The sequence below is a fragment of the Sharpea azabuensis DSM 18934 genome (assembly GCF_000702165.1).
In the GTDB taxonomy this organism is placed as follows: Bacteria; Bacillota_I; Bacilli_A; order Erysipelotrichales; family Coprobacillaceae; genus Sharpea; species Sharpea azabuensis.
The window spans coordinates 1-18,431 of sequence record NZ_JNKU01000050.1; the positions used below are offsets into that span (position 1 = coordinate 1).

The window sequence follows — 18,431 nt, forward strand, 5'->3', positions numbered from 1 at the left end:
GATCATGATCGTATGTTCCGATCTTTACCATGGGATCAAGTTACCCTATGAACTTCGATGATTCTACCCACACATAGTGCAGAAGCCTCAAAAATATACACCGAAAAAATATCGGAAAAACGAATAACCTCTTATGGTGTTGTGTCCTTTTTATAGGACAGCATACGTTTTATCATATGGGATAGTAGAACTATCAGTTATAATGGCACTACAAGGAGGTGAACCGTTGTGGGATATTACACACAAGATGAGATTGTCGCAATCGTGAATAAACTGATTAAGAAATGCGGCACTCGTGATCCATACAGAGTCGCCGATGAACTTGGCATCAATATCCTTTACCGGGATTTCAAAAAGCAGCGTGGAGCATACAAAGTTATTCTGAAGAACCGCTTTATTTTTCTTCAGAACGGTTTGCACCCGGTAATTGAACAGATCGTCCTCTGGCACGAGATTGGGCATGACATGCTCCATCGGCAGGAAGCGGCTTTGACCGGAGAATTTCAGGAATTTAATATTTTTGATATGCGTGAAAACCGTATTCTCAATTGTAAAATGAAACTGGAATTAAGGAATTGGGATAAAGGGGCATGCCCCTTTATCCCAATTCGCGCGGCCGCAGGCCCACTATTCTCAATTTTTGTATAAAAAAGTCCATAGAAATCGTATTATATAGTTACCACACTTTATAAGGAGATCTCTATGAACAGCATTAATATATCACAGAAAGCAAAAAATAAACACCTTGATTTTTCTCATTATGAATTCATCATCAATTCCCTGATTCAGTTCAATGCTCCCCATCCTGGTAAGCGTAACATTGGCAAGACTCAATTCATTAGAGAATTGGCTTCTACTGTAGGCACTACCGTCTCTAATGTCTATTCGGTCATTAAGGATGCCACTATAACTATCAAAGATACTTATCTTAAAATCCATTATGAACTTTCTGCCATGGCTGCATTCGAGAAGAGATCAAAGATTCATAAAATTCCAAATAACTCTAAGTTTGAAGAATCAAAAGAGTTCATCTCTCTTGTCGAACAGGAAATGAAATCAAATAGACTATCCTCTATTGATGAGACCATAAACTATTTAAGGATTCATCAGCCAGACAGAATAAAGAATATGGTGACTGTGTCTACTAAAACTTATTACAACTATGTACATCAGGGAAAAACATCCATCAGGCCTCTTGATCTTCCTCGCATGGTCAGAAGAAAGACAAAAAAACTGGAAGTCATACATTCCAACAAGACAGAAAGGCACTTCCATTACCGAAAGGCCTGAATATATCAAGGATAGAGAAGAATTCGGACACTGGGAAGGTGATCTAGTTACTGGACCTAGAGACGGACAGAATGGTGCATATCTTACTCTCATTGAAAGAAACACACGCTTCTATTATATGATTCCTATCTCTGCTAAATCTTCAAAGCAGGTCTATATGCAGATAAACAAGCTTCATAAGTTTTATGGTGATAGCTTTAAGGATATCTTTAAATCAATCACCTTTGATAACGGTAGTGAGTTTTCTAGATGGAAGGATATAGAACAGAAGCCAAAATCAAAAGAGAAAAGAACCACTGTCTATTTCGGCAGACCCTATCATTCATGTGACAGAGCCTCAAATGAGAACTGCAATGGACTTATAAGATATTTCATTGCGAAAGGAACTGATATTAATACAATTGATAAGGAGACAACTATTGATATAAACAATAAAATAAACCAGAAGAAAAGAAAGATACTTGGATACCTTTCTTCTGAAGAACTATTTCTTAACGAACTAGCTAAACTTAATGTAACTGATAATACCATTTTCTATAAAATCTAATTTATCTTCTTATTTCCAGTTTCTGCTTGCAATTCGGGAATTCTTTCCGAATGATACGTTAGGAATAGATACACCCTTTATAATTTCAATGTTTTCTTATAACAGAACTGATTCCAACAACAGCGCCATAAAATACTCCGGCAATTGGCCAAACAATCCATGTCTTTTCCCATTCCATAGTTATAAAACTCCACCCAAGATAAATTGCAGTTACTGAACACCAATATATTTTATCTATTACATCATTTCTTTTATTTTCAATTTTCTGACTTCTTGTATAGTCTCCTTCTTCTAATAATCTCTGGAATCCGCCATATACAATCCCGGTAGATACAAGTAAATATACACCAATTGACACTAAGATAAGACAAAGATTCACACCGACTATTGTCAACATTCCATTTTTATCCGATACAGCCAACACCATAATTGGTACTGCACTAAGAATACAAAGCACTATCCCTAACACAAGGTTTCTGCTATGTGCAGCTTCATACCCCAATTTTTCTTTTTCAACCAATCCCTTTACTCCATAGGCCAGTTCTATCGGTTCTTTTTCAAGGAAATCATATACTTCCATTTTTCTTCCGTATATAGTAAAGATCGCTACTGCCACCGCAACCATAAGTAAAAGTATTGTCATCCCAATACCCACTGCAACTTCCACAGAAAGAATCATCCCCTCTTTCTTATCCGACACCCCTGTAAGACCAATCAACATTATTGGTGATAAAATGCAAAGGGATACACCTAATGCAATCTTGGAAGATATATTTCGCAAAAGCTCCAAATAAACGTTCGCAGTTTCCATAGAAATTATCTGTATAGCTTTTTCATCCATCCCCAACTCTGCTGTATTGTATTCCAAGATTTCTTCGGTATCTCTCCCTGCTTCAAGAGAGTCCTTTAACAGATAATCTGTACTAACTCCAAAAATGATACTCATTTTAACTATCTTATCCAAATCAGGTATAGATGACGCACTTTCCCATTTCGAAACTGCTTGACGAGATACACCCAGCTGGTTTGCCAGTTCTTCCTGTGACCATCCATTCTTTTTTCGCAAATCTGTAATTTTATCTGCTAAAATCATACTCACTCCTCCTTAAGATACTTGTTCTCTTACTTAAGCACCTCAAAGATATCAAATCTAACGGTTGCAAACAACCATTTCCCCCTTGAAATGTGTCAACCAACAGTTTCCATTCTGTTTTTTTATTGTGGATTATGGTAAACAACAGAGAAGCTGGTATTTCAAACCTGCTGAATATTACGGTGCTGCAGAGCCACCAGTGGCTCTGCCACACCATAATAATCATCTCCCTTAAAAAGAACGCAAATCACAAAAAGCTTCAAGTACACTGCATTTCTTCGATTATAATAATCATAAACTATTTTCTTTTTATAATTAGTTTTTCATTTGAAGAAAAGTATATTCGAGGATATACATTTCCAAATCCATGTTCAGTTTTCGAATATGCTACATATTCTTCATCAACTGATGAAATATTATCCAACTCAAGCAAAATTACCGAACTTGAATTTAAATAGCTCATTTTCTTAACATGCAACAAATATTCTTTGATCTTAGTACCCTTATTATAATAAAGTAACTTGCAAATACCACTCACACTTACCTGAAAATCCGTTATCTGAATTTGCTTTGATTTTTGGCCACTACTAAACGATTCTACATAAATATTCGATATAGGAATAATACCTTTTAACATTTTAATAATAGTAACCATATCTTCATATATCATCTCATTTGGTGTACTGCTTTCAATTATCTTCTTACTATGTTCATCATACATCAATTGGGTAACCAATTCATTAGAAAGAAGTTCACATTCTCGTTCATCTAATATCTTACGCTGTAACTCCAAATACTCTATACACTTCTGAATAGAAATCCTTTTTCCCATTTCTTCAAAAGTTGATTCTTCCATTAATTTATGTATTGGTTCAAATGTTATTACATTATCGTAATCATCTTTGTTCAAATATATTTGTGCATCTCCCCGCTGATATTGACCACGATACCCGATATTATCCCCTTTCAATGTCATCCACAACACCTTAGAAAACAAATATACATCGGAAGGCTTAAAATCTATATTTAAGTCTATTTGTACTCTCTCAAATTCTGGTGGCATTATTTTATATGGACCTATTCTCTCATTTAATTCTGTAAGTCTTTCCTCCTCCATACCCCAGTATAACCCAAAATCAGAAAGAACCAATTTTCCATTTAAAACCAAAATATTTTCCGGCTTAATATCTCTATGTGCCCCTCCACGTTTGTGTATACTTTGTATAATCCGCGCAAGCTGTAGCATATCTAATATTTTTTGGTATATATTAGGCTTTCGGTTCACTTTGTATGGTTTCGCTTTCGGCATCAGATACCATGCATCATCCTTATTTTGAGGCACACTTTGAGGACATTGCTTATCAATAATCTCCATAATCCCCTCAATATCTTTTAATTCGCTTAATGCAATTATCTCATTTCTAAATCTATTATATCTTTTTTCTTTATCTACTCCATCGTATTCAAAAAATTTTGCTACTACAGCACACTTTAATTCTCCATTCCCTTCAAGTTCTACATCGTATACCGCACCATTACCACCCTTTCCGATATTTTTTTCACTTCTAAAAAAGCTATGCAACTCTCCTTTATACTTTTTTCTACCATTCATCTTCTGCACGCTTTCTCTCAAAATCCGCTTCACGTTTGTAAATATCACTTAAAGTAAAATAAATTTCTGCAGTCCTTGGATATTGTTCTTGCAATCCTTCGGCATTCTTTTGATATCTATCATGCAATAACAATTCTGATTTTCCTGCATCAACAGTATGAACTCCACGTTTGTTTTGTTCTGCGATCACATAAGAATTCTTCAATGATTCAGAATAATATTCTTCTATAATCCTTCGTACAGCTTCACATGGACTATAGCCGTCTTCACCAATTGGCGAATATGCTAATAATCGTCCTACTAAATTTCCAAATAGCCTCTCTTGCTTTTGACTATTTAATAAATCTTTAAACTTTTCCATCCAGTTTTTTAGATTTTCAAATGAAACTTTTCCATCTTTTTCTGCAGGGCAAAACTTTGCTTTATCAAATCCCGCATAAACTTTATTCGCTAATACTCTCTTTTCCTCATTGTCAGATTCATAATCATTCGCTTTATATATAATTCTAACCAATTGAGCATATAAAGTCGGATCGTTCTTCATAACCTTTTGCATGCATTTCATCTGCTCCCATTCAAGTACATTTCTGCACATCCATTCTAATGTTGCTAATTCGGCACATTTTTCATCATCCATAATGAAAGCTTCTTGCAGCTCTTTCAAAATCTCCTCAAGGTAATAATCTGTCATAGAACTAGCCGCATCGCCCCTAAAATCAGTAATCCCAAATATAGCATTGTATAATTCTTGATTCGATATTTTATCCCTTACATCATACAACAATTCTAAATACGTATGGACAGAACCATATTTTTTACATTCACCCAACGCCCAAATAAATACTTTATGCCCTGCTTTATCCGATATCCTCAGTCTTACGTTTCTTCCCCAATACATTTTCTTTATCTCTTCGCCTTCTCTAGAAATAAGGGCATTTTCATCATCTTCTATAAATTCTAAGGAAATTAAATTTACTAAAAGATTATTATTGTCAGATAAATTCTTAACCATTCCTATAACTTTATTTAAATCTACAGTTCCATTTCTATGTAGATATCTTACATAGTCATATACACATTTACCTTCTTCATCTCTTTCCATAAGCAAATTAAATATTTTCTCATCAAACATTCCATCACAATAAAACTGTGCCAGAACTTCACCTAATATACTGTGTTCTTCTTTCACTGCTAATTCGATTAATTTCTCTAAAGAATATTCTTTTTCTTTAAACTCTTTAAATCTTGTTTTTATCTCTTCCTCTCTTAATATATGGTTTTTCTCACGTGAGTCCTTACTTTCTTCTCGGCAAAAAGGTACTGGGTGCAATAATGGGAACTCATACACAGAGGAAAATAAATACAAATAATCATAGATTTTTTCAGACAACACAATTTCATCCATTAAGCATTCATATCTACACAATGCCTCTTCAGACATGCTCCAATCTGCATCGCAAAAATACCTATGTCTATATATTTCATGTCTAATTATATTTTTTACCTTGATTTTCTCCCCATCACTCATCTCCCTACAATTGAAAACCAATTTTTCAAATACTTCATTTTGAATTGTCACATCATACGAGTCTATATGCTGAATTATTTTAATCCATCTTTCTGCATCCGTATATGCTGAATCAACGCACATTCTTAAATATTCGATATAAGTTTTCTTTACTTCATGCACATATAACACATCTGGCTCATCTATCTTTCTATATATGGGTGTATTTAATGTTGAACATATCGAACTTGTACCTTGGGGCAATTTGGACACAATAACTTCCCATGCATTTGGATACATCTCAATTGCATTTCTTGCCAACTCAATTTTTTTATCAACCGACAGTGCACTTTCATTTATCCACGCACAAAACACCACATCTAATACCCCTTTAGGGCTATTACTTATGCTATACTTAATGTTATATGAATCCACCTTCCATAACCACTCTAAAGCTCGTACAACATATTTCTTTTGCTGAACTAATTGCTCTACCGTCCACAAAACATTAGTGTAATAATTTCTGCTTGTCATAAGGTCACCGCCATTTACCGCAAACAACTCCAACAACCCCTGTGGTTGTTGTAATTCATTTTCTAGCTTTCTTAAAACACTCTCAGGAGAAGCTTCACATAAATCTGTTAGATATTGTGAAATATATCCCCATCTTTCCTTACTTGTAATAGTATCAAATACCCTTGATACTATATTATCTATTTGTTTTTGATTTTCTTCATGACCTCTATAGTACGCGCGCATAATAAGTGTTCTAATCATACCCTTTTTCAAATTTGGTGACCATTCCGGTTTTTTTGCGTAAATACTTGCCTCAAAATGCTTTTCAAAAGGGTACTCAAAAATAGGCTCTGATTCAATCAAGACCTCATAAAACAATGTTATAAATTTATCCCACAACTCATCAGTTATGTAAATATCCAGTTCTTCCCATGCATCTTCTACACTAGCAAGTTGCATATTGCCCCCACCATAACCATTATGAGTTACTATATATGGATTTTCCCTATGCAAATATCCTTCTAGTTCCTTTTTACATTCAATATATGTCTTACCGGATAATTCCTCAAAAATCAACACATCTCCTGTTGCCTCAGTCCACTTACCACACAATAATGCAGCCATAACTACATCAGAATGACCTTCTACCCAATCTGGTATACTATACATCGCACCATTAAAAATTTTTTTCTTTAACGGCACATATAAACCATGGGTATTATCTACCATGTTATAAGCTTCATTGGGCTCTATTCCAATCTCTTCCAACGATTTTATAATGTTTCTTTTCGTTCTTTTTCTTAACACCACTTTATCTCTCGTATAACATGGTTCATCTTCACCATATACAAAGATATTAGTATTATTCGGAATAGCCACAATTCTCTCTGCATAAAAAAACGGAAGCAATATATTCCCTGATAAATTTGCTTTCTGTAACTTGTTCCACTCTTCTTCGGACTTAATTATTAGTGTAACTCGATCTGAATTTTTCTGTCGTAATTCATTTAAGATTCGATAGGTTGTCTCCTCTCTACATTTCCCTACAACATATATCCTCTCATCATTTATAACATTTTGAAATCTTGCTTCAAATTGTTCATCATCAAGTTTAAAAAAGTCTAACCCCATTCCTTTATATTTTGATTCTCTTCTAATCTGGATATCAATATCTGCTATTGAATAGGATAAAACTTCTTCTTTCCTTAAATCTTCTATTTGATGTAATACTAACTCTAATTTTGATTCTATCGTAAAAAAATGGGTTTCTATCTCCTTTTTCAAATCCCCTAAAAATATTTCCATTGTCTTGTCTGGATCATTTTCTTCTAGATAGTTTATAATCACTTGTATAAAATGATGAATATATGTTTCTGCTTCCATTGCAGGAATTTCATAGCACACCATCAAGTCATATAATTCCCTATGTAATAATTGTGGAAATTCATATCCCCTCTTATCTTTTAATTTCTTTGCCATTTGCTTCAAATTCTCCTGTGAGAATACCGAAAACAAGTCTTGTTCAAACATTTTTAATGTATCAGGATTATTTACAAAAAATGAACCCGTACTAACAAACAACTCTTGCCATTTATATTTTTCCTTCACATTATCTATTTTTTTCTTTACACCATCTAACAACAAATCAATCGTTATATCTTTCAATTTTTCATTCATGGTCTAAAATCCTCTCCCAACTCCTATGCTTCCCAGTAATTCAAATAAACCACAGGTGTATAACCCAATATTCTAACTTCTTTTTTCCATGCATCTAGTCTATTTTTTAGCATTACCATTTTTAAGCTAGAAAGATCCGGCTTTCCATTTACCTCTGGCAAATGCGTATGTCGTTTCAAAACAACCCAAACAGCAATCTTATCTACCTTAGGCATATCTGGAAGTAAATGATGTTTATACATTCTTGTAGAACTAATCGATTGCTCAACAACATAGCTTAATTTTGCAGATGAATTTCCAATCTTAACTGCATACATCGTTCCGTCTTTATATAAATCCATCAATTCAATTTTTCCCGCTCCGATCTCATCACTATCCCTGTCATGATTTTCGAAGCCAAACTGTTCTGATAAAACATTATTAAAAACTCGTTCTGCATAGTATTTATTTTTAATTTTTCCTTTTACTTCTTGAGAAGTCAATCCAATATATTCCACACAGTCTTTTTCTTCTTGATATTTTCTTTCCACATATTCTGATAATTTTTTATTGGAAAAATCAAATTGAGAATCATAAACAACATCTAACTCTGCTATTGAATCCTGCAAGTACTTTACATAATCATCATTAAATGAATACCATTCACCTTTTAAAAGTAAACATCTTTTCTCATCATCAGTAAAATCAACCAATCGCTTCATTATATCTGTACATACTGGTTCACCATTTTTATTGCTTACAACCTTTATATTTAAAAAATTATTTTTAATATTCAAATTATTTTCATCCACAAATTTCAAAATATTTTCTTTTGTTAATTCGTGAATGTTTTTATGTTTTCTTTCATGCTTTAAGGTAAAAGAAGTGTCATTGCTATTAAAGATTTCAGTAACTCCAATAATATCCAATTCGGATATATTTATACACTCAATATTCTCTTCAAGCTTTTCCAACAATCTCTCATCTAATTCTCGAATACTGTTTTCATCTTTCACCTTACTAAAAACAGGGATTTTATGAAGTTCATCTTTCCTTTTTACAGTTTCTACATATTCTATAAATCTTAAAATACAATCTACGCTGTTATCTGATAATTGAGTTTTTATAGAATGTCCAATTTCGACCATTTCTCCATGAAGAGTGAAACCATCTTCTATTTTCATTTTTGCTTTTATTTTTGCATAAGACTCACCGCTGTCAAAAGATAAATCATTATAATTAAGATACACGTTTATCATCTTATTTCTTTGCGCATTTGGAGATGTTAATGTAGTTGTTTTAATTTGCTTAAAAGTAATTCTTCTGGCAAAGTCAAATGCAAAATCAATATCACAATATTTATCAACTACAAAATATGCCAAACCATATGTTACTGCATAAGTAGCATCCACCCCTTTAATTACCAAAACAGCTCTCGGTGATGCCACGGTTCCTTCTATCTCATAATCATATTCATCTAATATCCACTGCCATTCAGGAGCTTTTCTCTCCTCTGGAACATTAATATATGTGCTTACAGTATATACATCTTCTTCATTATTCAACGAATTATAATCCTGTTCCCCAATGAGCTCAAATTTTTCATTAAGTTTATCCAGAAAATCATTCTTCTTGTTTCCATCTATTTTATATAAATTCACTTGTCCCATATCCAAACCTCATATACTTTCGTATGTTAATTACCAAATTTTTATATAATTATACCATTTTCTTTTATAGAGAAATAGTGCTATCTTATATGTCGCACACTCTTCTTTGAAACCGCCCATATAGCAAATACATTTTTATTCTCGTTGCATTACATAATATAATTTGCTATACTCATCCCATGGTGCTACCATTCACGGTAGGCGGTTAGTCCTTCGCCAGAGGGACTGTGACCCTCTGTTTACATAGAAATCCCCAGACTATCTGACGGAAATCTTGCTAAAGGAGGGGATACCAATGTTGACTCTCGAAGGTCTGATTGCTGTTATCAGCTTATGCTTAACAGCCTTTGGACTTGGTTACTCAATAGGAAGCAATCACGCAAAAAAATAACCGCTCCAGCCTCGCAAACTGAACGGTTATTTTTTAACTAATCATTATGTGGGCTAACCGTCTATCGGTAGCACCTTTTCTGTAATTATATTAGCATCAAATTCTCAATATGTCAAAACTTTTATTTCCATTCCACTTTCCATCCACCACAAAACATTCGATGAGTATTTTCCCTTACTTTCCTCAAATTTCTGGTTTCTCTCATTTTTACTTTTATCTTTTCAATATGTTTGAAACGGTGTTACTATCAATCGAATATTCATGATATTGACAAGCACTACAGCAACAACCATCTTCCATTTTGTTCTTATCTTCACTCTTTTTTTCCATTATATTACATCCTCTTTGTTTGCAATCTATGCATTGTAATTATATGAAAATTTTATACTAAAATCAATGGTAAGGAATTCGTGTAAATGGAAAGAGGTGAAATCTTTATGGTTCAAAAACTAAAGCAAATTAATGATATTTCCATCGGAGATAATGTTTGCAAACTAAGAAATGCCGCCAATCTTACTCAGGAGCAAGTCGTAGCACAGTTGCAGCTGCGTAATCTTCCTACATCCAGAAGTGTTTATTCCCAGATTGAGGCCGGAACTTACAATATCCGTATCAGCGAACTGATTACACTTGCAGAAATTTTCCATACAAATTTCAACACTATTTTCAACGTTCTGACACATGACAACTAATCCCAGACAACAAATTTTCTTCTGTTGCCTGAGATTAGTTTATGCATAAATACTTTTTATTACAGATCCAACCAATCATGTTTTTTCCGTTTGTTTAAGGATTTTGGTCGTTCTCTTTCTTTCACACGTTTTTCATTTTCTTTCAATCGCTCCAGAACACTCTTTTTCTTGTCAGGCTGAATATCATTTTGTCCGGTCTTCTGTTTCCAGACCTCCAGTTCTTTCTTATATTGCTCCATGATCTTATACGCTGTGCGGTTTCCATCCATAAATTTCTGAACGTTTGGATAGCCGCCCTTTTTAACAAGAATATAGAGTTCATCCTTCTGTTTTCTTATTCTCTCTTTACATTGATCAATTTTGTTCTGCGCTTCTTTTTTCTCTTTTCCTTTGAAAAATGTTAAACCGCAAACTCTACCCATAATAATAACTAATAAAACCGCAAATTAAATTAATAAACAGGTGGAAAATGTGCCTTTTGTGACGGCATAATCTTCCACCTGTTTTTGTGATCTGATTGTAGTATGATAATCATGTAAAATATTTAGAAAGGAAAAAGAAAAGAAACAGCCTGCTAAAGTATCCTACCCCTCTAACACTGTTCCTTTTCAATCGTCAGTTGATACTGATGATACAAGAAACATGATACAAGATTTTTCACTAAACATCAAGTCAGCCTTTAATTCTTTTGATTTCAAATTCTCTGATGAACCTGATTTTGATACTGTTGAAAGGATTGAAACTTATTGTCTCAATAATATCAATGCTTCTACACAGCACACTCACAATAATTCTACTTGTAAATCTTCTCAGCTGGTATATTTTAAAAATTATTCCAGACATTATGTATCTTATCATGGTAGTGTCCAGGATAATATGATTACAGTTCCTGTTCTATACTGTAAAAATGACAAGCACTATCATGCTGTTCTTCCAGACTCTATTATTGTTCCTTATTCATCTTTTTCTATTTTTTTCATATTAAAGGTACTCGCATTAAAATCATGTTCAGCTTTTACTGTTGAAGAAATAACAGAACGATTTTGTATATCGACTTCTACTCTCTATAGATGGATTTCTAAATATAATGCGTATTTGAGAATATTCAATACCTTGAAAAACAGATATCATATGCATTTCTTTGTACATCTTATTTATGATTTCAGTAATGTTATTCATGATATCTTTGACTTCAATCTTCATGCACTTTTTCAATATGACCGCACTTTATCCAGTCATGATTCCTGATTGAATTTCTTCAGTTCCAATTAAGTAACTTGGCAATGTCTTTCGTATTTTTGCTGTTCTATACTCAATCATGAGGAGGAAGATATATGAACATACAAAATACAGACAGTTATGAGTATAGAAAACTTATCGGCCAGATAAAATTTTCATTTATAGCACCTGTTGTATCACGAACTTTTATAGATGATTCAATAAGTGCCTACTTTAAACGCGTCTCTGAAACTGAAATTGACTGGCCAGATGGCACAAAAAGAAGGTTTTCTGATCAGACGATGAAATGGTGGCCCCATGTATACAGAAAATACGGCTTTGAAGGTCTGATGCCTAAAGACCGTCTGGATCTTGGCAGAGTAAGAAAACTTGATGATGACCATAAAAGATATATTGCTGATCTTATTGGCCAGTATCCCAGGATTACCGGGGGCATGATCTATGAAAAAATGATTGAAGATGGTGTCTTAAATGCAGGTGACTGTTCCGTTGATACTATACAGCGCTATATCAGAAACAGCGGCTTACGAAATGGACAGGGTGAGACTTTAGTCAAGGAAAGAAGAACCTGGGAATTCGCTCATTCATGTGATGGCTATGAAGCTGATACCTGTCATACATTTTATATTTACGATGAAGATAGCACATACAGGAAAACGTACCTGATTGCCATTATCGACAATCATTCAAGAATGATCGTTGGTGCGGAGTTCTTTTTCAATGACAATGCCGTCAATTTTCAAAAGGTATGGCATGATGCTGTCTTAAGATACGGCAGAAGTAAAGTAATCATCTTAGATAATGGCAGCAGCTACAAAAATAAAAGCACAAAGGAAATAGAGGCAAAACTCGGGACTAGGATCATTTATAATCCCCCGTATCAGCCTGTCGGAAAAGCTTTGATTGAAAGATTCTTTCATACAATGAAGATGCGTTTTATGGATGTACATAAGGGAAGCGACTATCATTCACTTTCTCAATTAAATGATGATCTTAATAAATGGATAAATGAGTATAACAGAACGATCCACTCATCACTAAAAGACGATGAGAATGACAATCATACACCTCTGGAACGCTATCTGTATGATATGAAAGATGTTGAAGTATCAAGACTGTCAAATAAATCACCTATTGAATACGCTTCGTGGCTTGATGATGTGTTTCTTCATGAAACCACAAGAAAGGTCAATGGTGATTCAACAGTCCTTATTGAAAATCAGCTTTTTGATGTTCCTTCTGTCTATATAGGAATAAGAGTTATTATCCGCTATAATCCAAGAACTTTTGAAGGGACATATCTTTATGATGTTTCTCAAAAGAAAAAGATTCCTTTAAAAAGAACGGATCGAGTTGAAAACGGAAGAACAAGAAGAGAGGAGATCATTTACTGATGGAAATGACAACGTATTATGGAATGGATAAAAATCCATTTATCAAGGATGCGGCTGTATCAACACTGTTTACATCCAATGACTTTAAACAGATGACAAACAGACTGGAATTTATTATCAGATCCAGAGGAATCGGTGTCTTCTTGAGCAGTCCAGGAACGGGAAAGACAACATGTCTTAGAAAAACATTGGAAGCACTCAATCCGAACCGTTATGTCGTCATCTATATATGCATGACGACTATTACAGCCATTGACTTTTATCGTATGCTTAATGATGCACTCGGTCTTGAAGAAACAACTAAAAAATCGCAGATGTTCAAGCAGATACAGGATGAACTTAAAAGACTGACATCAGAAAATAAGATGGAGGTCATCATAGCGATTGATGAAGCCCAGTTCTTGAGAAAAGAGGTATTGAGAGAATTCATTATGCTTATGAACTTTGACTATGACTCAAAGGATTACTGTACACTTATATTTGTTGGACAAAATGAATTCTTGAGAACACTGCGTCTTAAAGCACTTGAACCGCTCAGACAGCGTATCAATATGAATTATACCTTTACTGGCTTTAATGAGGAAGAGGTCAGGGATTACGTGGTATCAAGACTGAAATCAGTCAACTGCAGAAGTGATCTGTTCAAAGATGAATGTTACCATACGCTGTATTCTATGATGAATACATCAGTAAGAATCCTCAATCAGCTTATAAATAAAAGTCTGATACTTGGCATGCATTACAACAAGGAAACAATCGACAGTGAACTGGTGATGCAGGCGAGCAAGGAACTGATGCTGGGATAGGATTATGAATTACATCTATAAAAATAGAAACGCAAAGAAGTGTATTGGGGAAATAAGCAGCCTGACTATTACGCCGTTCTTTGCCTTTGAAATTACAGCAGATAAACAGACAATAAGCTGTTATCTTGATCATTTATTGTCAGAATGGCACTTATGTATAGTTGATTATGAAATAGACGTTGAACTTGCACATCCAACAGATATATTCTGGAATACAAATGCAATCTTTGAAAAAATAGAGGATGAAGAGTTAAGTATACAGATTGCCTATGCTGTAAATACAGTCTATAAAGAAAGGAATTACAGTGAAGATGTACTCTAGTGGTACATCTTTTCTTTATCTATGATTTATTGATTGAAATAAACTGCAGTCGCTATAAAAACACATTATTATATAGGGTAATATAATTTGCAGTCATCAGATGGGTAGAGTTTGCGGTTTAACAGTCAAAGCTAAGCTGTTTGTTTTTCACGTACATCAGGGCCACATCCATTCCCTTATATTATACTATAATTCCTACTATAAGGGTACATTTATTTAAGAAAAACAGATACCCGAAGGTATCCTTTGATCAGATTTTGAGAGTATCGGACTTTTTCAGTGCTCTCCACTAAAACTCCTTTACATATCCACTAATAACTGGTGGTTATGGGAAAGGAGTTTTTTATTATGTCCGAATGCAAAGCAATTACAATAGCCAAAGAGAAATGTGGTGTTGTAAAGACAACTAAAACGAAGAATGCGGCTATGGACCTAGAAAGAAATGGCAACAAAATATTGATTGTAGGTTCTGCTTCTCATAGAAATCTAACTGCCTCCCTAGGCTATAAGAACAACGATACACTGGAAACCATTATTTCAACAATGATTGATGAATACATCGATGATAAAGATATCGCTCGTGTAAAATGGAAATGCTATTGATAAATATGTTGTATTCGACACACATATATATATATATATATGGAGATAGTAAGCTAAATATGATGAATATTGAATTTTATAACACCGAGAATGGTGAATGTCCCGTAGCTGAATTCATCTTCTCTCTTGATTCAAAGATGAAAGCTAAAGTATTGAGAACCATCAATTTGCTAGAGAATAATGGTCTACTTCTAAGAGAACTTTATTCAAAATCCCTGGGAAATGGTATATTTGAATTAAAAGTCAAGCAAGGAAAAGATATAATAAGAGTTCTTTATTTCTTTTTCATTGGTAACAAGGCTATTTGACAAATGGCTTTATCAAGAAAACACAAAAGACACCTAAAAATGTGATTGAAACTGCTTAGAAATACAGAGAAGATAATCAAAGGAGGAATCAAAATGATTAAGCATGAAGACTTTAAAAAAGAAATCTTAAAAGACCCTGAAGTCAAAACTGCATATGATGAGCTTTCTCCTGAATACGACATTATCCAGGCAATGATTGATACCAGAAAAAGCCAGCATATGACACAGAAAGACTTATCCGAAGCAACTGGAATTACCCAAGCAGATATCAGCAGAATTGAAAATGGAACAAGAAATCCAAGCTTGGCAATGCTAAAAAGACTGGCTGCTGGAATGGGAATGAACTTAAAGGTTGAGTTCGTGCCTCTTCAGAAATAATAAGCAAAGTCAAAACAAAGAGCAGGCAAATATAAGATTCCAATGAACGTTAGCAAAATTGCTGACGTTTTTAATATGTCTTTATACTGCAACCCAAAAAATAAAGAAGGTAGAAAATGAACAAGCAATTTGATCTTTTTGTAAAGATGAAGATCAAGGAAGAGCAACCGGTACTATTCTATGAAACATTGGTACTGATGGACACGAACAAATCTTCAAATTCACCGGGACTCGATGAAGAAACTGCTATCAAGATTACTGCCCATGAACTTATCGAAAACGAGAAGACCATGAAAAAGAAATTCCATCTTATCGATAGAGAACATTCAAACAAGTATGAAGATGTAAAGAACAATTCGGAGTTGATGGTTTCCCTGTTCAATCAGGAACCATCCAGCAATGTCTACAAGTTTGAAATATCTGAAGATGATAAGACCAGAATCAAAAAACCGCTAATATTAGCGGTTTTAAGCACTTTTGATTCTATTCGAACTCGCAAATAAAATCTCATCACTATACTTTTTAGTATTGGTATTATGGTTCTATTTGGTTTTATATGTGTTCTACTATCCTACATCCATAGACTGTACTGAACGGTGTTATCAATTTGTTATCACATCTCTGTTATCAATCAAAGATTCTCGTGATATCCTGATATCGGTTAACTACACGGTAAACCTCTACATATTCTTTACTGATCTTGTAGATAATCACATAATCTTCCCATATCGCATATTTATAATCTGTCCGAAAGCTGACCCGTTTGGAGAGATCTGCCCCCATTCCCGGAAACATTTGAAGATTTTCAAATTTACCATATATCTCTTTTATCGTCTTCGCAGCATATTCCTCGTTGTCTTCGGCAATATAATCTCGGATGTTCTTCAAATCCTTTGCAACAATCGGATTGATCCGCAGTTTTAACATCTTATTCCCCCACAAGTGCTTTTAATTCATCCAGATCCAGCCAGCCTTCTCCGTCTTTCACTGCTTCTTCAGCTTCCTGCAGCTTCATCAGAAGCTTTTTCTCTGCCCGGTCACGCTCATAATCTTCAATATCCATGACAACAAAACGTCCTCTGCCATTCTTAGTCAGATATACTGGTTCTCCTTTATGACATTTTTTCAGGACTTCATTATAATTTCTCAAATCAGATACTGGTAAAATATTTGCCATATTCTTTCAGCTCCTTCCTTTGATTTTAAATTGTTTCTGCTGCTTCTATTATACACGAAAAGTTGTAAAATTCAACGTAGATTTTTACAGCTTTTATTTTCCTTTTATTTTATTTTCCGGCTGGTATCTCTTACATGCCACTCATTCGTAATGTTAAGGAATGGGGTAAATTCGTTACTACCATCGTTTAGAGTACTGTCCACATTGTTGAAAATGGCGATAAATCGCACATTTTTCCAGGGCTTTCTTCTGGTTTGCAATTCTGTTGCTATCACCGCTTATGCATCATCTCGAGATAATCTCTCGTAGAGCGCAGTAATTTTGATTAGTTCCGGTTGTTTTGTTTCAGGAAAAGATTTCTGATAAACTTGAAGCGCTCCTTATGAAAAAAAGCTCCAGCATTTCTATATTTTATCAAATCCCTTTGCTTTAAAGTCAGAAGTTGTCCATGAACTGGCAAGACAATACGCCATTCCCCATTTTGAAATCTGCCCGTTTCATAAACCAGGACAGTTTTTTGTCAGTGACGGTGAAAACAAACCGGAAAAGTTGTGCGATTATGCAAGGCTACCCATCAAAGATATGGTAAATAAATTAGCGAAGCGCGAATTACTCCAGCGGAGAGGAACATGGATGCTTGACGATGATAAAGGCATTTTTGCCTGTGTAGATGGGCTTCACCCGGTCATTATGTTGATTGAAGCAATCGAAGAGAGTAAAAAATAGGAGACGGATATATGGAACAGTATAATCAAATAGCAAAAAAATATCCCAACCGTGAAGCGATGCTTGCTATGCGAGAACATGAAAAGGGAATGAAAATCCACTCTCAGTATCTTCCAAAATGTCCGGTCTACGGTGGCTAATGCAGCTTCATGTACCAGTGAGTCAGGCATATCGGCTGCCTTTAAAAATAATTTGTTCTGCATAATCAGTACCTCCTGTGTTTTGAATATTTATCTCTTCATATACTCTGTACTGGCAGATGCAAAATCAGACATCATTTTTCGAAATTTATCAAATTTTCTTATTTTTTAATTCTCCATCAGTGTGATTACTGTGTCATGGAGTTTAAGCTCATCGAAAGTAAAGAACCTTTCTGTGGTATCTGTTTTCTATATGCAGGCAACAAAAAAAGGTATATTAAATAATCGTGGGGTCACAGTAGCCCTTTAAATAATTGTGGGGTCATTTAGATATGAGGCAATAAAATATCGTGGGGTCATGAAC

20 protein-coding genes and 1 pseudogene are annotated in these 18,431 nt (G+C 34.4%); 14 read left to right on the forward strand and 7 right to left on the reverse strand.

What is annotated here, in order from left to right; genetic code table 11:
- The first annotated feature begins 228 nt into the window (after positions 1-228).
- The 3 genes from T529_RS0109910 to T529_RS12905 are packed head-to-tail and all read left to right on the forward strand — an operon-like array spanning position 229 to position 1,837.
- Entirely contained in the window at positions 229-648 is a 420-nt protein-coding gene (locus T529_RS0109910; protein WP_081823120.1) for an ImmA/IrrE family metallo-endopeptidase, read from the forward strand.
- Between the two features lie 54 nt (positions 649-702).
- Positions 703-1,290 (forward strand): hypothetical protein, encoded by a 588-nt coding sequence (locus T529_RS13535; RefSeq protein WP_051646962.1) that lies wholly within the window; start codon positions 703-705, stop codon positions 1,288-1,290.
- Complete coding sequence (locus T529_RS12905) at positions 1,196-1,837, forward strand: IS30 family transposase (RefSeq protein ID WP_238560810.1); 642 nt, start codon at positions 1,196-1,198, stop codon at positions 1,835-1,837. Before T529_RS13535 ends, T529_RS12905 begins: the two co-directional genes overlap by 95 nt.
- Positions 1,838-1,922: 85 nt before the next feature.
- Here the strand turns inward: T529_RS12905 and T529_RS0109925 are convergent, their stop codons facing one another.
- The 4 genes from T529_RS0109925 to T529_RS0109940 all read right to left on the reverse strand — a co-directional run bounded on the left by T529_RS0109925 (position 1,923) and on the right by T529_RS0109940 (position 9,891).
- On the reverse strand, positions 1,923-2,930 hold the full coding sequence (locus T529_RS0109925; RefSeq protein ID WP_033163454.1) for a helix-turn-helix domain-containing protein: 1,008 nt from the start codon (positions 2,928-2,930) through the stop codon (positions 1,923-1,925).
- 298 nt (positions 2,931-3,228) lie between these two features.
- The gene (locus T529_RS0109930) at positions 3,229-4,542 is read right to left on the reverse strand and encodes a protein kinase domain-containing protein (RefSeq protein WP_033163455.1); all 1,314 of its coding nucleotides are present in this window, start codon (positions 4,540-4,542) and stop codon (positions 3,229-3,231) included.
- Complete coding sequence (locus T529_RS0109935; RefSeq protein ID WP_033163456.1) at positions 4,532-8,242, reverse strand: hypothetical protein; 3,711 nt, start codon at positions 8,240-8,242, stop codon at positions 4,532-4,534. Before T529_RS0109935 ends, T529_RS0109930 begins: the two co-directional genes overlap by 11 nt.
- 23 nt (positions 8,243-8,265) lie before the next feature.
- On the reverse strand, positions 8,266-9,891 hold the full coding sequence (locus T529_RS0109940) for a DUF6119 family protein (RefSeq protein WP_033163457.1): 1,626 nt from the start codon (positions 9,889-9,891) through the stop codon (positions 8,266-8,268).
- 807 nt (positions 9,892-10,698) lie between these two features.
- Here T529_RS0109940 and T529_RS0109945 point away from each other — a divergent pair.
- A complete protein-coding gene (locus T529_RS0109945; protein WP_202962297.1) occupies positions 10,699-10,974 on the forward strand; it encodes a helix-turn-helix transcriptional regulator in 276 nt (91 codons plus the stop codon).
- 59 nt (positions 10,975-11,033) lie between these two features.
- Here T529_RS0109945 and T529_RS0109950 read toward each other — a convergent pair whose 3' ends face one another.
- A complete protein-coding gene (locus tag T529_RS0109950; RefSeq protein ID WP_033163459.1) occupies positions 11,034-11,396 on the reverse strand; it encodes a hypothetical protein in 363 nt (120 codons plus the stop codon).
- 220 nt (positions 11,397-11,616) lie between these two features.
- On the opposite strand from T529_RS0109950, the gene T529_RS13810 reads away from it, so the two are divergent.
- From T529_RS13810 to T529_RS0109990, 8 genes and pseudogenes are all read left to right on the forward strand, one after another.
- Positions 11,617-12,222, forward strand: coding sequence for a DUF6431 domain-containing protein (locus T529_RS13810; RefSeq protein WP_033163460.1), 606 nt, complete (start codon positions 11,617-11,619; stop codon positions 12,220-12,222).
- Between the two features lie 86 nt (positions 12,223-12,308).
- Positions 12,309-13,607, forward strand: coding sequence for a DDE-type integrase/transposase/recombinase (locus T529_RS0109960; protein ID WP_033163461.1), 1,299 nt, complete (start codon positions 12,309-12,311; stop codon positions 13,605-13,607).
- Entirely contained in the window at positions 13,607-14,413 is an 807-nt protein-coding gene (locus tag T529_RS0109965) for an ExeA family protein (protein ID WP_051646964.1), read from the forward strand. The genes T529_RS0109960 and T529_RS0109965 overlap by 1 nt, the downstream gene beginning before the upstream one ends.
- A 4-nt stretch (positions 14,414-14,417) precedes the next feature.
- Positions 14,418-14,735 carry a DUF6618 family protein gene (locus T529_RS0109970; RefSeq protein WP_033163462.1) on the forward strand — a complete coding sequence of 106 codons (318 nt, stop codon included), beginning with the start codon at positions 14,418-14,420 and terminating at the stop codon, positions 14,733-14,735.
- A 348-nt stretch (positions 14,736-15,083) separates the two neighbouring features.
- Positions 15,084-15,338 carry an AAA family ATPase gene (locus T529_RS0109975; RefSeq protein ID WP_033163463.1) on the forward strand — a complete coding sequence of 85 codons (255 nt, stop codon included), beginning with the start codon at positions 15,084-15,086 and terminating at the stop codon, positions 15,336-15,338.
- A 137-nt stretch (positions 15,339-15,475) separates the two neighbouring features.
- A pseudogene (locus T529_RS12375) lies at positions 15,476-15,705 on the forward strand (type II toxin-antitoxin system RelE/ParE family toxin).
- Positions 15,706-15,739: 34 nt separating this feature from the next.
- Positions 15,740-16,024 (forward strand): helix-turn-helix domain-containing protein, encoded by a 285-nt coding sequence (locus tag T529_RS0109985; RefSeq protein WP_202962298.1) that lies wholly within the window; start codon positions 15,740-15,742, stop codon positions 16,022-16,024.
- A gap of 116 nt (positions 16,025-16,140) precedes the next feature.
- On the forward strand, positions 16,141-16,527 hold the full coding sequence (locus T529_RS0109990) for a hypothetical protein (protein ID WP_051646965.1): 387 nt from the start codon (positions 16,141-16,143) through the stop codon (positions 16,525-16,527).
- Between the two features lie 124 nt (positions 16,528-16,651).
- On the opposite strand, the gene T529_RS0109995 is transcribed toward T529_RS0109990, so the two are convergent.
- The gene (locus tag T529_RS0109995; protein ID WP_005333604.1) at positions 16,652-16,951 is read right to left on the reverse strand and encodes a type II toxin-antitoxin system RelE/ParE family toxin; all 300 of its coding nucleotides are present in this window, start codon (positions 16,949-16,951) and stop codon (positions 16,652-16,654) included.
- A gap of 1 nt (position 16,952) precedes the next feature.
- Complete coding sequence (locus tag T529_RS0110000) at positions 16,953-17,201, reverse strand: type II toxin-antitoxin system prevent-host-death family antitoxin (protein WP_033163464.1); 249 nt, start codon at positions 17,199-17,201, stop codon at positions 16,953-16,955.
- Positions 17,202-17,687: 486 nt separating this feature from the next.
- Here T529_RS0110000 and T529_RS12910 point away from each other — a divergent pair, with 486 nt between their 5' ends.
- Together T529_RS12910 and T529_RS13645 are read left to right on the forward strand one after the other, a co-directional pair.
- Positions 17,688-17,927, forward strand: a complete 240-nt coding sequence (locus T529_RS12910; RefSeq protein WP_238560811.1) for a TIGR04076 family protein — start codon at positions 17,688-17,690, stop codon at positions 17,925-17,927.
- Positions 17,928-17,938: 11 nt separating this feature from the next.
- Positions 17,939-18,067, forward strand: a complete 129-nt coding sequence (locus T529_RS13645) for a hypothetical protein (RefSeq protein ID WP_274518641.1) — start codon at positions 17,939-17,941, stop codon at positions 18,065-18,067.
- Positions 18,068-18,431: the final 364 nt, after the last annotated feature.

Bases quoted from the DNA above. Each gene is read 5' to 3' on its own strand.
- T529_RS13535 (WP_051646962.1), top strand. From the start codon at position 703: ATGAACAGCATTAATATATCACAGAAAGCAAAAAATAAACACCTTGAT.
- T529_RS0109925 (WP_033163454.1), bottom strand. From the start codon at position 2,930: ATGATTTTAGCAGATAAAATTACAGATTTGCGAAAAAAGAATGGATGG.
- T529_RS0109930 (WP_033163455.1), bottom strand. From the start codon at position 4,542: ATGAATGGTAGAAAAAAGTATAAAGGAGAGTTGCATAGCTTTTTTAGA.
- T529_RS0109935 (WP_033163456.1), bottom strand. From the start codon at position 8,242: ATGAATGAAAAATTGAAAGATATAACGATTGATTTGTTGTTAGATGGT.
- T529_RS0109940 (WP_033163457.1), bottom strand. From the start codon at position 9,891: ATGGGACAAGTGAATTTATATAAAATAGATGGAAACAAGAAGAATGAT.
- T529_RS0109945 (WP_202962297.1), top strand. From the start codon at position 10,699: ATGGAAAGAGGTGAAATCTTTATGGTTCAAAAACTAAAGCAAATTAAT.
- T529_RS0109950 (WP_033163459.1), bottom strand. From the start codon at position 11,396: ATGGGTAGAGTTTGCGGTTTAACATTTTTCAAAGGAAAAGAGAAAAAA.
- T529_RS13810 (WP_033163460.1), top strand. From the start codon at position 11,617: ATGATACAAGATTTTTCACTAAACATCAAGTCAGCCTTTAATTCTTTT.
- T529_RS0109960 (WP_033163461.1), top strand. From the start codon at position 12,309: ATGAACATACAAAATACAGACAGTTATGAGTATAGAAAACTTATCGGC.
- T529_RS0109965 (WP_051646964.1), top strand. From the start codon at position 13,607: ATGGAAATGACAACGTATTATGGAATGGATAAAAATCCATTTATCAAG.
- T529_RS0109970 (WP_033163462.1), top strand. From the start codon at position 14,418: ATGAATTACATCTATAAAAATAGAAACGCAAAGAAGTGTATTGGGGAA.
- T529_RS0109975 (WP_033163463.1), top strand. From the start codon at position 15,084: ATGTCCGAATGCAAAGCAATTACAATAGCCAAAGAGAAATGTGGTGTT.
- T529_RS0109985 (WP_202962298.1), top strand. From the start codon at position 15,740: ATGATTAAGCATGAAGACTTTAAAAAAGAAATCTTAAAAGACCCTGAA.
- T529_RS0109990 (WP_051646965.1), top strand. From the start codon at position 16,141: ATGAACAAGCAATTTGATCTTTTTGTAAAGATGAAGATCAAGGAAGAG.
- T529_RS0109995 (WP_005333604.1), bottom strand. From the start codon at position 16,951: ATGTTAAAACTGCGGATCAATCCGATTGTTGCAAAGGATTTGAAGAAC.
- T529_RS0110000 (WP_033163464.1), bottom strand. From the start codon at position 17,201: ATGGCAAATATTTTACCAGTATCTGATTTGAGAAATTATAATGAAGTC.
- T529_RS13645 (WP_274518641.1), top strand. From the start codon at position 17,939: ATGGAACAGTATAATCAAATAGCAAAAAAATATCCCAACCGTGAAGCG.